Raw genomic sequence first — 12,405 nt, 5'->3', positions numbered from 1 at the left:
CCCCCGCACGTCCCCCAGCACCCCCACAAGCTCAAGCTCCTCCGCTTGGACGTCCTGCAACGGCCCCCGTCCGATCCCAAGCTCCGAAGCCCAACGCCCCACCCAGCAGGCCCGCGCATAGGCATACCGCACCGAAAACCCTGGATTTCCAAACGTCCGGGGCCACTCACTCCACCCGCCCTTGAGCCGCACACACTCAAAACCGTGGAGAACCCCGTCCACCACCTCGTCCACCGACAGCACAACCCGCACGAACCCGCCCTCGCCGACAGACCCCCCGACCCGCCGCGCGATCACCCACGGATCAACCCCAAGCCGCAATGCCACAGGACTCTCATAAACCCCAGCACCCCGGCTGAAAACAACGACCTCATCAGGCACCGACACATCAAGCTCACCCTCGGCCACGGCGTCCCGCACCGCACCCACAAGGGCACCGCTCACATCGGCTGAAGTCACACCGGTGAGACTATCCGGCCACCGCAGCGAGCTTCCGCACGGTCTGGATCAGCTGATTCGGGTCGAACGGCTTGGTCACGTAGGCGTCGACCCCGATCTCATGCCCCCTGCGCACATCGTGCTCCTGCGCCCGCGCCGTGATCATGACGACCCTGATGTGCGCGGTCTCCGGGTCCTCCCGCAGCCGGACCGCCGTGACCCACCCGTCCAGCCTGGGCATCATCACGTCCAGCGTGATCACGTCCGGCCGCACCTCGGCAACCTTCTCCAGGCAGTCCTGACCGTCCACCGCGGTCGACACCTCGAACCCCTCCAGTTGCAGGTTCACGGCGATGAGCTGGCGGATCACCTCGTCATCATCGACGACCAGCACGCGTCCCAGTGGCTCGGTCACGGCCTCGAAGTTAGCCCACTCCACCCCCGTGACGCACGGCGAACGTCCACGTGCGCGTCACCCCGCCAACCCTGGTAATCTTCTACCGCGCCGCCCAAGGGCGCACGCCCCCTTAGCTCAGGGGATAGAGCAACGGCCTCCGGAGCCGTGTGCGCAGGTTCGAATCCTGCAGGGGGCGCCCAGAAGATGGGAACAGGCGGCCGTCGTTTCGGCTCTGTTCCGTCTGCATCTCAGATCCTCGTTCCGTGATGCTCTCTGTGGCCTTGGTGAGCATCTTCACCGTATCTTCTCGCACCGTCACGCGGAACGTGGCCTCGTGCCGAGCCCGGTTGTAGCGGACCTGGAGCTGGAAGGCGTCGTAGAGCTGGCGGTGAGGGCCGAAGATCCGTTCGGCGAAGAAATGGCGGACGCCGTCCAGCAGGGTCTCCTCCCGGACCCACAGGCTCTTGGGATGGTCGCGGTACCAGTCGGCGCGGTCCTTGTGATGCTGGCGTTCGGGCTGGCAGGCGAAGTAGGCGATGCCGTGCCGCGTCTTCCCGAACATCCGCCGCCCGCACAGGTCACAGCAGACATACGAGCGCAGGCGGTAGGAGCGTTTGGCCTGGGGGTGTGTGCTCCTGGCGTTGGTGGGGCGGGAACCCTGGCGTTGCTGGGCCACCGGTGAGGCGACTTCGAACAGGTCTTTGGTCACCAGCGGCTCGTATGTGGGACGGGGTGATCAGATCCATTCGCCGGGCACGTTGTGGCGTCCGCCCCTCTTGGAGGCGCGGCGGTTCCACACCCATGTAGCCGGTGTACTTGGGGTTGTTGAGGATGCCGCGGACCGCCGAGCCGGTCCAGCGTCCGACCGCGCGGCGTGGGTCGACCGGTTCTGGGGGTGGATGGCTGGCGAGATGGTCGTGACGGTGGGGCCTTTGGCAGGATCGGGGATCAGGCGCGTTTTGGTCTTGCCTTCTGCACGTCTGGCCGGCACGGGATGGGGGCGCCTGTCGGCCATGTATCCATAGGGTGGGCGCCCGATGTTCAAGCCCTGTTCGGTGTGTTCACAGAAGCCGTCCCAGGACAGTTCCAGCATTTGCACGGCGTACCATTCGGCGATGGCCTGGTTGATACTCCGGGTGAGAATGGGAGCGGCACGCTTGTGGGCATGTCAGCCGTTTCCGGTTCGGGAAGGATGGGCTCGTTGGCCGCCAGCAGAGGGACGCCGTTCTGTTCCAGCTCGTATTCAAACAGATCCAGGCGCCCAGGTCGCCCGCGGTGCTTCCACCTGCCGCCACTTCTCCACGTGCCGCATACCGACCCGCAACTCAGCGGCGATCCACGCGTTGGGACGGCTCTCGGCGAACCACTGCACGGCCTGCATCCGAACCTGTTCTCGCCGTTGTCGGCCCGCATCGGTCATCCCACCGCTCTGGGGGTATCTGGCCATACCCACCGGCATACGCCCGCACCACCGGCCCGTCCATTCACCCAACCGCCATGACCAATTAACCTTGGTGTAGGTCGATCACGGAATGTGTGCCAGCGAATTGCGGCGTCGTTGACAATCGACACGCCGGACGGCCGCCATGCCGCCGCGGGATGACCGGAACGCAGCACCGCCGGGGTACCGCTGGATCGCCTTGGCACCGCGTGGGACATCGCCTACGCGGTGGTGTTCTTCCTCGCCGGGCTCGAGCTCCGGCATCTGAGAGCCCAGCTGCCGGACTTGTTCTGGATCAGGACTGCGCCGGCGCGATGAGCTCCACCGCGGCGACCAGAGAGGCGCGGGCGCGCTGTCGCACCTGTTCGTCTGTGGGCCGTCCCACCGCGTCCAGCAAGGCAGGGGACGGCCCCGCCCAGGCCGTCACCATGCCGATCATGAGCGTCAGCAGGTCGCGGGGGTCGATGTCCGACGCCAGCTTTTTCTCGTCCAGCGCGGTGTCGAGCGCCTCCAGCTTCTTGCTGTAGGACTGCCGCTCGACGTCCGAGGTTTCGTCTCGCTCCAGGTTTCGCCAGCCGAGCAACCGAAGAACGTCCGGGCGGTCGTACAGCCAGTCGAACAGCCGCCCGGCGTACGCGGCGAGGTGCTCGGCGTCGAAGGTGACCCCGTCCATCATGGCTTCGATGTGCCGGGTGACCACCGCTTCGAACAATCCGTTTTTGTCGGTGAAGTACAGGTAGATCAGGCGTTTGTTGCAGCCGGCGGCTTCGGCGATGCGGTCGACCCGTCCACCGGCCAGGCCGTGCGCGGTGAATTCCGCAAAGCCGGCGTTGAGCAGGCGCTCCCGGGTGGCCTCGGACTGGGGGGTGTGCTTCGCCGGCACGGCGCCGCTCCTTTCGCTGCGGAATCGGTAACTAACCGGATAGTAATCCACCTCGCGCTCGACTGCTCAGGCGTTCGTCATCCCGTTGATGAGGTCCAGCGCTTCCTCGGGCGACTGCAGGAACACCCGGTACAGCTCGCTGGTCGGTCCCGGGTGGATCTGGGCGACGTCCTTGCCGATGTCCGCGAGGACGTCGCGGATGACGTCGGCCGGGGGCAGCTTGTGCTCGGACGGCACGTCCTTCGCGAACGGTGAATCGACCAGCGGGGCCAGGATTTCGAAGACCTTGATGGGAGAGCCCTTGCGCTGCAACGTGAGCCGGGCCGACTGCGCGAGCGAATGCAAGGCGGCTTTCGTCGCGCTGTAGGTCGGGTTCGAGATGTCCGGGACGAGCGCGGTCCCGGAGGTGGTGAGGATGAACGCCGGGTCGATCTGTTGCGCGAGTACCGGCTCGAGCAGCGTCAAGATCCGGACGGCCGACAGGTAGTTGGTCTCCATTTCCTGTGCCGCAAAAGCGATGGTGTCCTCGGTGCCGAACATCTTGTATGTGTGCGTGACGCCGGCGTTGAGGAAAACCCAGTTGAGGTCGGGCACATTTTCACGGACATGCTCGACGAGCGCGGTGATCTGCGCCGGGTCGGACAGGTCGCAGGCGAAGACGCCGGCGTTCTCCAAGCGGGCGGCTTCCCGGCACAGCCGCTCCTCGTTGCGGGCAACCATCAGGACCTCGTTGCCGAGCGCGGTGAGCTGTTTCGCGGCTGCCAAACCCATCCCGGTTCCGGCGCCGGTGACGAGAATGCGGTTTCCGTTGAGTTTCATGACGATCTTTCTCCCGGGATGGTGTCCAGCGTGGTGGTGGACAGCGGTTCGGCCAGAAGCGGAAGCACCCCGGCAATGGCGCCGGACTCCTCCATGCGCCGCACGTGCCCGGCGGCGTCGACTGCGGTCTGCCAGGACTCGACGACGTACAGGATTTCGGGGCGTCCCTCGAGTTCGCAGACCTCGTAGCCGAGGTTGCCGGTTTCGGCCGGGACGGACGCTGCCGTCGTCAGGAGTCGGCGGCGGAGTTCCGCTGCTGCTTCGTTCGATCGGGCGTGGAACTTGGTGATGAGGATCAACGGTCTCTCCCGCGGTTCAGGATGCTTGTTGGCCGGGGGGAACGAAACCGTCGACGTCGGTGCTCCGGGACACCGCCTCGTGTGCCTTGAAGTAGTCGAGCCGCTCGGTGAGGGCATTGGTCACCAACTCGAAGGCATCCGAGCCGAGGAGCAGCCGAGGCGGGGTGGTGGCCGCGTCGGCCGCGTCGATCATGGCCGCCGCGACCTTGGCCTGGTCTCCGGGCATCGCTTCTAGGTCGACATGGCCGCGCCAAAGGGACGAGTGGTCGCGGTAGGGGTCGGAGGTCTCTGCGATCTGGGTCGATTCGTAGAACGACGTCCGGATCTGGCCCGGCTCGACCAGCGTGGTGCGGATGCCGAAGGGCTCGACCTCGCTGGCCCAAGCCTGGAAGAACCCTTCGAGGCCGAACTTGGTGGCGTGGTACATGGCGAACCCGGTGTAGGTGATGAAGCCGCCCATGCTCGACATCTGCATGAAGTGGCCACCGCCCTGCTCGCGCAGATAGGGGGTGGTGGCCCGGGCGAGCTGGATGCCGGCGGTCAGGTTCGTCGAGATCATGGCGGTGACCTGTGCGTCGGTGAACTCCTCGGCGGCACCGATGAGCCCGTAACCGGCATTGGAGACCACGACGTCGATCCGGCCGAGCTCGGTGAACGCCTTGCGCACGACCTCCCGCATGGCGTCGTCGTCGGTCACGTCGAGCCGAGCCGTCCACAGCCGGCTGCCGTAGGTGTCGCGGAGCTCGTCGAGAGCGGCGGGGTTGCGCACGGTGGCCGCAACCCGGTCGCCACGGCGAAGCGCCTGCTCGGCCAGCTCGCGTCCGATGCCCCTCGAGGCGCCGGTGATGAACCAGGTCTTCTGGTTGGTGCTCATGTCGTCTCCTGACTAACTATCTGGTTAGTTACAGAGTAACTATCTGGTTAGAGATGTCAAGGGCGACCTCCGGAAAAGTCCGGGAGCCGGTGCCGGGTCGGGGCGGTGGTGCTCGTAGCAGAGGGCGAGGCCGCAAGGGGGCGCCGAAACAGAAGGGAATCGCGGGTCATGAAGCTGACGACCATCACTCAGGCCACTCTCGACCGCGTGATGCAGGGAACGGCGGCGCGACCAAGGAAGCGCGAAGGGGACGGGTTCGACCGCGGCGGATGGACCCTCGGGCAGGTGATCACGAGACCGACGCAGCGCGCCGACGCGTTCCTGTTCGGCCCGTGGACCTACGAGCTGTCCGCCGGTTCGTGGGCGTCCTGGAACACCTCGGACGTCCCCGACTGGGAGCCCGTCCTGCAGGTGTTGAACACGCGACCCGAGTACGTTGCGTCGACCACGCTCACGGATACGGCCTGGCCACGCACCACCGTGCTGCCCGGCAACCCGGCGACCACGTCGCAGATCCTTCTATGACTCACTGCTGGCGAAGCTCATGGTGTGGACCCCGAACCGGGAACAGGCAGTGGCCAGAGCCCGCCGGGCACTGGCCGAACTCGCAGTCGAGGGCGTCGCCACGACGGCACCTCCGCACCGCCGGATCGTCGGCTGGGACGAGTGTCCAGACCTGCCCTTCGTGAGATCGCTGGGCGAGCTCCGCTCTCAGTGATCCCTGGACGTCTGGCGCGGCCCTGTTCGCTTCGGTGGGCCCCTCGCCGTGCGGGCACAACCTCAGAGAAGAATTCTAGAGATTTTCTTGACTACTCGAGAATCTGGCTTAGGGTTGCAAGCAGAACCGGCACTGCCGGCGGCGGGACACGGCACAGCCGTCGGCGCCGCCGGTGCCCGGCACGCGGCGACCGGCACCCCGGCAGCCCGCCCTACCCACGGAGGACCACCACATGAACGCGCAACTACCGGTGCGGCTTCACCACTACGGCTGGATGGTCGACGATCAGGAGGCCAACCGCCGCTACTACGAAGACATCATCGGCCTGCCCCTGATCGCCACCTGGACCGAACGCGAAGTCCTCAACGGAACCGAACGCGCCCTGTCCCACACCTTCTACGGCCTCGCCGACGGCAGTGCCCTGGCCTTCTTCCAAATGGCCGACCCGGAGGCCCAGCAAGAATTCCAGACCAAGATCAACTACACGCCGATCCGCCACATCGCCCTCAAAGTCGATCAGGACACCCAACAGGCCATCCACAAGCGCCTCATCGACGCCGGCCGCACCGAGCCCGGCACTTTCATCATCGACCACGGCTACTGCGTCTCCCTCTACACCACCGACCCCAACCAACTCCAACTCGAATTCACCGTCGACCATCCCGACATCGACAACATCAACGCCGAACGACTCCGCACCGCGCACGCCGACCTCGCCCGCTGGCTCGCCGGCGACCACAGCAGCAACAACCCCTGGCGCGACCGATCCACCACACCCGGCACCGCCGGCTGAGGACTTCGGCTTCGCGGGCGCCGATGGTCGGTGACGCCGTGCGCTTTTCGCCAACAGAATGAGAGTTGCCATGAAGTGGGCCACCTATCTTTCTCCCGCGACCGGGGACCGGCGCACCGGACTGGTCGTCGACGACCAGATCCTCGGTCTCGAGGCGGGAGTGAGCCTGCTCGACCTTCTCGGCGACGACGGGACGGCGTTGGCGGCGGCGGGAGACAGGGCGACCAACGGTCCCCGTGAAGTCGTCGGGGTCGACGACGTCGAACTGTGCGCGCCGATCCCTCAACCACCGTCGATCCGGGACTCGGCCTCGTTCGAAGCACATCTCCGCGCGGGATTCGCCGGTCTCGGGGTGCCGTTCGACTTCGACAACTGGTACGAGCGCCCGATGGTGTACTTCACCAACCCCCATTGCCTGACCGGATCCGGTGCCGCGATCCCCGCCGCCGCCGGTTCGCAAAGGCTGGACTACGAACTCGAAGTCGTGGCGGTCGTGGGCAGGGAAGGGACCAACGTCAGCGTCGACGAGGCGGAAGATCTGATCGTCGGCTACTGCGTCTTCAATGACTGGAGCGCGCGCGACATTCAGGGTCACGAGGTGAAGTTCCAGGTCGGACCGTTCAAGACCAAGGACTGGGCGATGACGACGGGCCCGTTTCTCGTCACCAAGGACGAGATCGAGCCCTTGCGGAAGAACAACGCTTTCGACCTGGAGATGAAGGCGTTCGTCAACGGCCGGCAGTACAGCCAGGGGAATCTGTCGGACATGTATTGGAGCTTCGCCGAGCTCGTCGCGTACTCATCCCGTGGAACCTGGGTCAAGCCGGGAGATCACATCGCGTCGGGAACAGTGGGCACCGGCTGCATCATCGAGCTGTCCGCGACCAAGGACCCGGACGAATACCCCTGGCTCACCGTCGGCGACGAAGTGACCCTCGAAGTCGAGGGCCTCGGACGGATCGTCAACCGGCTCGTCGAGCCGCCCCCTGTTCGGAAGATCCGCGGAACGGTATGAGGCCATAAACCATTAGTGGCGGACGAGTCCGTCAGGGTGCCATCCGGGATGGCTTTATTCAGATGGAGATCTGATGGACAAAGCAGGTGCGGGCGAACTCGTGTACGTCGGGGACGCCATGGCACCGGCGACGCTGCCCGCCCTGCTCACGGCAAGGGCGGAGGCGAGTCCCGGGGACCTCTTCGTCCGCTTCCGGGACGAGTCCGTGTCGTACGGCCAGATGCGGGCTCGCGCGGGGCAGGCCGCGGCGTCCCTGGCCGCGGCGGGCGTCGGACGCGGAGACCGGGTCGCGATCATGCTTCCCCATTGCCTGGAGTTCCTCGACATCTGGTTCGGAGCGGCACTTCTCGGCGCCGCGTTCGTCCCGGTGAACCTGGGCCTCAGGGGTGACGGTCTCCGATACGTTCTCGAACACAGCGAACCACGGTTGATCGTCGCCGACGAGTCGGTCGTGCCGGCCTTGCGCGCGGCGCTGCCGGAAGGCGCCGCCTCAGGGCGCTGTTTCGTCCGAGGCGCGGCTTTTCCGGGATGGGAGCCCCTCAGCCAGGTTCTGGCGGGCTCATACGCCTCTCCCCGCCTGCCCGCCGTTTCGCCCGACGATCTGGCTACGGTCCTTTTATGGCTCGTGGGATCGAGAGGCCATGCCCAACGACGCCGTCTGAACGGCGCGCGCAGGCCGGTCGTACCGGAAGGTCAGCCGCGTACTTCGGAACGGGGCGCCGCGTTGATCAGCGCGTCGGTGGTGCGCTGGATGTGCTGCGCGATCAGGCACGCCGCGTTCACCTCGTCGCGGGCGACCACGGCATCGAGGATCTGGCGGTGCTCCAGCGCGACGTCGCGTTCGGGGTCCGGGGCCATGGACCCGGACCACCACCGGTAGAGCGACGCCGCCTCTCGCAAGGACGTCGCGATGGACAGGAGTCTTCCGTTCTCGCAGCCTTGCAGGGTCGCGTGGTGGAACGCCTCATGCGCGTCGACCCAGTCTTCGTTGATCTCCCCGCGCTCCGTCGTCGGCGGGGTACGGGCGAGGGTGTGGTGCACGGCGATCACCGACGACTCCCACTGAAGGTCACCACGTGCGATCGCATGGCGCATGACCAGGCTCTCGATATCGATCCTCGCCTCGGTGATCTCGTGGAGATCGGTCAGGTTCAACGTTCGGACCCGGAAGCCCTGTTGCGGCAGGGCGACGGCCAGGCCCTGCTCGGCCAGGCGCATCAGGGCCTCGCGGACCACGGACTGGCTGACGGTGAAGCGTTTGGCCAAATCGACGAAGCGCAGGCGGGAGCCGGGCGGGAGCGTGCCGCGCAGGATCTCCTTGCGGACTTCTTCGTAGACGAGCTCGGATCGGGTCGTCGAGATTCGGCCTGCCATGCATCCATGCTAACTAAACGTCGGGACTACGCCAGAACCACGGGTTATTGGAACTATCTCGGGATGTTGGGCGCGGGCACGGGCACGGACGTGAACCCGAGACGAGCGCCGCAGCGCGGGGTGGTCAGGCTTCTGGGCGGGGTGGGACGAAGCGCTGCCTGAGCTCGCCGATGCCCTCGACCCAGCTGCGCAGCTCGTCACCGGGACGCAGGTAGCGCGGGGGCGTGCGGCCCGCTCCGACCCCGGATGGCGTCCCCGTGAAGATCACGTCTCCCGGATACAGGGTGACGATCGTGGACAGGTACGCCACGAGCTGCGGGATCGAGAAGATCATGCTGGCCGTCCGTGCCTTCTGCATCTGTTCGCCGTTGACGGCGCAGCCGATCTCCAGGTCGTCCGGGGTGGCCAGCTCGTCGGGTGTGACCAGCACGGGCCCGGTCGGGGAGAAGCCCGGATGGGATTTGGCCAGGCAGAACTGCGGCACCGGTCCGCGCTGCTGCAACCGCCTTTCGGTCAGGTCCTGCCCCACGGTCAGACCGGCGACGTGATCCCACGCTCGGACGGGGTCCACGGCGCGCGCGGTGCGTGAGATGACCGCGACCAGTTCGACCTCCCAGTCGACGGATCCGGCGGGCAGCGGCACGTCGGTGACGGGTCCGGAGAACGAGCTGGGGTACTTGGCGAACACGGTCGGCTCATCAGGGAGGGCGGTGATGCCCCCCTCGGCGGCGTGGTCCCGGTAGTTGAGGCCGATGGCGAAGACCTGGCGGGGGGCGGGCGCCACGGGGCCGAGGGCCCTCGGGTCGTACATACCCGCCTCGGAACCGGCACTGGCCGGCTCGCCCCGGTCCTCCGCCCATCGCCGCAGGTCGTCGAACGACTCGTAGGCGGCCTGCGGTGATGGGCCGAACCGGCCCTTGCTCGCGCCGGCGACGTCGATGGGGCCGTCGGCGACGAGAAGGGTCAGACGACCGTCGACGTTTGCGAAACGCATTTGCAACTCCCGTTGTAGATGTGTGTCTCGTACGCGGATTCCCCGGACGCCGGGTCGAGGGGTGAAGCGGTGGGCGTCTCGCCCCTGGTCACCCGCCTCCATTGGTGAGGTGGGACAGCGAGTGCTGGAGCCGGCCCCGCCTGATGGGGACGCAGGAGTCGGGGAACTCGGAGACGATCTCGGCGTCCATCCCGGCCAGTCCGTCCAGGAACGCCGGCAACCGGTCCATCGCCCCGGTGTCGAAGTCGTGCAGGACCACTACGGACCAGTCGATGCGAGCTACGTCCGCCAGAGCGCGGTCCACCCAGCCCGTGACGTTCTCCCAGTCGCGTGGCAGGCAGTTCCATAGGACGCACGTGTAGCGGTGCCGCTGTAGGTACCGCACGGCCTCCGGGCTGAACACGCGCGTGTCGAGGACGCCGCCCGCGGCGTTCGGCCGGAACAGGCGTTCGCCTTCGGTCTCGCTGGTTCCGGCCAGCGCGTCGATGTCGTTCTCGATGGCCGTGATCTCCGCGGCCACGGCCTCCTCGGGATCCCCGGCGGCGCCGAGCTGGACGGTGTGGGTGGCCGTGTGATGACCGATGCGGTGCCCCTCGGCCGCAGCCCGCCGCGCGAGGGCCAGGCCGCCCCGCTGCCGTAGTTGGGTGCCGACCACGAAGAACGTGGCGGAGACGCGACGGGCCGCCAGCGCGTCGAGCACGTTGTCGGTGACGCCCGGGGTCGGCCCGTTGTCGAACGTGAGCGTCACCCGCCTGCGATCAGCTTCCTTGCCGGGCATGCAGCACCTCTTCAAAATTCTCGAAATTTAGCCTTATTGACGTGATTATTGTCGACGGGTGCGTCCGTCCTGGGACGGACACCGCCGCGGGAGCAGCAGAGGTGCGCGCGGCCGCCCGTCAGCCTTTGAGCCCAGGGAACTGGTCGTCGCGCCACTCGTCGAGCGTGGCGCCCTGCCGCGCCGCATCGTTCTCCCGTGCACGCAGCGCCACGCGGCGGATCTTGCCGGAGATCGTCTTGGGCAACTCGAAGAACTCGATGCGGCGGATCCGCTGGTAGGGATTCAGGTTCTCTCGCGCGTAGCCGAGGATCGAGCGCGCGGTCTCCGCGGTCGGCTCGTGCCCGGGCCCCAGGGCGACATAGGCCTTCGGCACGGCTAGGCGCACCGGGTCGGGCGCTGGGACGACAGGTGAACGTCGCCGGGCCGCAGGCCGATGAAGTACATGGTGGTCAGGTGCCCGAGCGGATACGAGACCTGGGTGTGCTCGACAAGCTTGGGCCGCGACGTCGTGCCCGAGGTGAAGTAGAACAAGACGGGGTCCTGGGGTGCCGTGCCCGGGTGCTCGACCGGCGCCCAGGGTAGCTCGGCCGCCCCGCGGAGATCGGCCCAGCCCTCGGCCGGCCCGACGCTGATGCGCGTGTACTCGCCGCCGACCTTGTCGAACCGGTTGGTGTCGGCGGCGTCGCAGATGACGTGGCGGGCGCCGCTGCGGGCGACCCGGTCGGCCAGGTCGGCGGCTTGCGCCGCGGTCGTGGTGGGCAGCAGGATCGCGCCGAGCTTCATCACCGCGAGCATCGACTCCCACAGTTCGACCTGGTTGCCGAGCATCAGCAGCACCGAACTGTCCTTGCCCACGCCGCGTGCCGCCAGCCACGCCGCGAGCCGGTCCGAGGCTTGTGAGAGCTCTCCGAAGGTGCGTTGTGCGCACGAGCCGTCCTGCTCGACGATCATCAGCGCCGGGCGCTCGTTGTCACGCGCGATCGCGTCGAACCAGTCCACGGCCCAGTTGAAGCGGTCGCCGAGGTCCGGCCAGCGGAATTCGGCGACCGAGCGGTCGTGCTCGCTGCGCAGTGACAGCAACTGGTCCCGGCTCGCCCGATAGAGATCCGTCACGTTCATCGAGCCTCGCTCCTTCGGTGCGCCGACATCTGTGTCACGCCCGCTCGGCGACGGCAGGTGGCAGACGTCCGGTGGTCGCGCGCTCATGTGGCGGTCCTCCGTGGGTGGGGTGGGCCTGCTGGGTGCCGGTCGTCGCGGGCCCGGTGCGCAGAACCGGCGGCGTCTGCCCGCAACTCTAAGGGAAATTATCGAGAAGTCAATAAAATCTCTAGATTAACTCGGCCCGCCGGTGCCGAGCGCCTTGGTGACGTACCGGCTGATCCTCCCGCCAGGCGGTGATGTCGTCCGCTTCGGCGAGCACCAGTGCGCGGCGGGCCTCAGCGTCGTAGGCGTGGGCTAAAAGCTGTCACGTAACTCGTCCATGAAATGGGTGATGCCGACTGGCCGCCGGTTGGTGTGTGTCAGCCGGTGGCGGCGAGGTTGTGCAGGTAGGCGATCCCGGCCGCAGTGTCGTGGAGGGTGC

At 67.0% G+C, this 12,405-nt stretch carries 15 protein-coding genes, 1 tRNA gene and 2 pseudogenes; 7 read left to right on the top strand and 11 right to left on the bottom strand.

The genetic code is table 11. From position 1 onward, the window contains the following. Positions 1-459, bottom strand: a pseudogene (locus tag ETD83_RS33120) (hypothetical protein); the annotation flags it as partial. Positions 460-469: 10 nt separating this feature from the next. After that, positions 470-832: a response regulator transcription factor gene (locus ETD83_RS33115; RefSeq protein ID WP_138649149.1), complete on the bottom strand. Its 363-nt coding sequence runs from the start codon at positions 830-832 to the stop codon at positions 470-472. Between the two features lie 127 nt (positions 833-959). Between ETD83_RS33115 and ETD83_RS33110 the strand changes: the two genes are divergently transcribed. After that, positions 960-1,031: transfer RNA gene (locus ETD83_RS33110), tRNA-Arg, on the top strand. Positions 1,032-1,169: 138 nt separating this feature from the next. Further along, entirely contained in the window at positions 1,170-1,517 is a 348-nt protein-coding gene (locus ETD83_RS33105; RefSeq protein WP_138649148.1) for a hypothetical protein, read from the top strand. A gap of 1,054 nt (positions 1,518-2,571) precedes the next feature. Here the strand turns inward: ETD83_RS33105 and ETD83_RS33100 are convergent. The 4 genes from ETD83_RS33100 to ETD83_RS33085 form a co-directional block, all read right to left on the bottom strand. Next, positions 2,572-3,159, bottom strand: a complete 588-nt coding sequence (locus ETD83_RS33100; RefSeq protein ID WP_171064574.1) for a TetR/AcrR family transcriptional regulator — start codon at positions 3,157-3,159, stop codon at positions 2,572-2,574. A 66-nt stretch (positions 3,160-3,225) separates the two neighbouring features. Beyond that, positions 3,226-3,978, bottom strand: a complete 753-nt coding sequence (locus tag ETD83_RS33095) for an SDR family oxidoreductase (RefSeq protein WP_138649146.1) — start codon at positions 3,976-3,978, stop codon at positions 3,226-3,228. Next, positions 3,975-4,277 carry a putative quinol monooxygenase gene (locus ETD83_RS33090; RefSeq protein ID WP_171064573.1) on the bottom strand — a complete coding sequence of 101 codons (303 nt, stop codon included), beginning with the start codon at positions 4,275-4,277 and terminating at the stop codon, positions 3,975-3,977. The genes ETD83_RS33095 and ETD83_RS33090 overlap by 4 nt, the downstream gene beginning before the upstream one ends. A 16-nt stretch (positions 4,278-4,293) precedes the next feature. Continuing rightward, positions 4,294-5,151 carry an SDR family oxidoreductase gene (locus tag ETD83_RS33085; protein WP_138649144.1) on the bottom strand — a complete coding sequence of 286 codons (858 nt, stop codon included), beginning with the start codon at positions 5,149-5,151 and terminating at the stop codon, positions 4,294-4,296. 168 nt (positions 5,152-5,319) lie between these two features. Between ETD83_RS33085 and ETD83_RS33080 the strand changes: the two genes are divergently transcribed. The 5 genes and pseudogenes from ETD83_RS33080 to ETD83_RS46160 form a co-directional block, all read left to right on the top strand. Next, positions 5,320-5,676, top strand: a complete 357-nt coding sequence (locus ETD83_RS33080; RefSeq protein ID WP_138649143.1) for a hypothetical protein — start codon at positions 5,320-5,322, stop codon at positions 5,674-5,676. A gap of 19 nt (positions 5,677-5,695) precedes the next feature. Beyond that, on the top strand, positions 5,696-5,869 hold the full coding sequence (locus tag ETD83_RS33075) for a hypothetical protein (protein WP_138649142.1): 174 nt from the start codon (positions 5,696-5,698) through the stop codon (positions 5,867-5,869). 232 nt (positions 5,870-6,101) lie between these two features. Further along, a complete protein-coding gene (locus tag ETD83_RS33070; RefSeq protein ID WP_138649141.1) occupies positions 6,102-6,662 on the top strand; it encodes a VOC family protein in 561 nt (186 codons plus the stop codon). Between the two features lie 160 nt (positions 6,663-6,822). Continuing rightward, positions 6,823-7,677: a fumarylacetoacetate hydrolase family protein gene (locus ETD83_RS33065; protein WP_205718015.1), complete on the top strand. Its 855-nt coding sequence runs from the start codon at positions 6,823-6,825 to the stop codon at positions 7,675-7,677. A gap of 73 nt (positions 7,678-7,750) precedes the next feature. Beyond that, a pseudogene (locus ETD83_RS46160) lies at positions 7,751-8,281 on the top strand (AMP-binding protein); the annotation flags it as partial. An 89-nt stretch (positions 8,282-8,370) separates the two neighbouring features. Here ETD83_RS46160 and ETD83_RS33055 read toward each other — a convergent pair. The 5 genes from ETD83_RS33055 to ETD83_RS33040 all read right to left on the bottom strand — a co-directional run bounded on the left by ETD83_RS33055 (position 8,371) and on the right by ETD83_RS33040 (position 11,942). Further along, positions 8,371-9,051: a GntR family transcriptional regulator gene (locus ETD83_RS33055; RefSeq protein ID WP_138649138.1), complete on the bottom strand. Its 681-nt coding sequence runs from the start codon at positions 9,049-9,051 to the stop codon at positions 8,371-8,373. Positions 9,052-9,175: 124 nt separating this feature from the next. Continuing rightward, positions 9,176-10,045, bottom strand: a complete 870-nt coding sequence (locus ETD83_RS33050; protein WP_138649137.1) for a fumarylacetoacetate hydrolase family protein — start codon at positions 10,043-10,045, stop codon at positions 9,176-9,178. Positions 10,046-10,133: 88 nt separating this feature from the next. Next, a complete protein-coding gene (locus ETD83_RS33045) occupies positions 10,134-10,823 on the bottom strand; it encodes a polysaccharide deacetylase family protein (RefSeq protein WP_138649136.1) in 690 nt (229 codons plus the stop codon). 118 nt (positions 10,824-10,941) lie between these two features. Beyond that, positions 10,942-11,196, bottom strand: coding sequence for an AMP-binding enzyme (locus ETD83_RS45025; RefSeq protein WP_230421350.1), 255 nt, complete (start codon positions 11,194-11,196; stop codon positions 10,942-10,944). Positions 11,197-11,198: 2 nt separating this feature from the next. Beyond that, positions 11,199-11,942, bottom strand: coding sequence for an AMP-binding protein (locus ETD83_RS33040; RefSeq protein WP_230421349.1), 744 nt, complete (start codon positions 11,940-11,942; stop codon positions 11,199-11,201). Positions 11,943-12,405: the final 463 nt, after the last annotated feature.

This window comes from Actinomadura soli, assembly GCF_005889715.1.
GTDB classification, from domain to species: domain Bacteria; phylum Actinomycetota; class Actinomycetes; order Streptosporangiales; family Streptosporangiaceae; genus Spirillospora; species Spirillospora soli.
Note: the sequence above shows the minus strand (reverse complement) of the source record. Positions and strands in the feature narration are given on the sequence as shown.

Excerpts from the sequence above, each read along its gene's own strand:
- ETD83_RS33070 (WP_138649141.1), top strand. The coding sequence starts at position 6,102 with ATGAACGCGCAACTACCGGTGCGGCTTCACCACTACGGCTGGATGGTC.
- ETD83_RS33040 (WP_230421349.1), bottom strand. The coding sequence starts at position 11,942 with ATGAACGTGACGGATCTCTATCGGGCGAGCCGGGACCAGTTGCTGTCA.
- ETD83_RS33095 (WP_138649146.1), bottom strand. The coding sequence starts at position 3,978 with ATGAAACTCAACGGAAACCGCATTCTCGTCACCGGCGCCGGAACCGGG.
- ETD83_RS33045 (WP_138649136.1), bottom strand. The coding sequence starts at position 10,823 with ATGCCCGGCAAGGAAGCTGATCGCAGGCGGGTGACGCTCACGTTCGAC.
- ETD83_RS33080 (WP_138649143.1), top strand. The coding sequence starts at position 5,320 with ATGAAGCTGACGACCATCACTCAGGCCACTCTCGACCGCGTGATGCAG.
- ETD83_RS33055 (WP_138649138.1), bottom strand. The coding sequence starts at position 9,051 with ATGGCAGGCCGAATCTCGACGACCCGATCCGAGCTCGTCTACGAAGAA.
- ETD83_RS33050 (WP_138649137.1), bottom strand. The coding sequence starts at position 10,045 with ATGCGTTTCGCAAACGTCGACGGTCGTCTGACCCTTCTCGTCGCCGAC.
- ETD83_RS33085 (WP_138649144.1), bottom strand. The coding sequence starts at position 5,151 with ATGAGCACCAACCAGAAGACCTGGTTCATCACCGGCGCCTCGAGGGGC.
- ETD83_RS33075 (WP_138649142.1), top strand. The coding sequence starts at position 5,696 with ATGGTGTGGACCCCGAACCGGGAACAGGCAGTGGCCAGAGCCCGCCGG.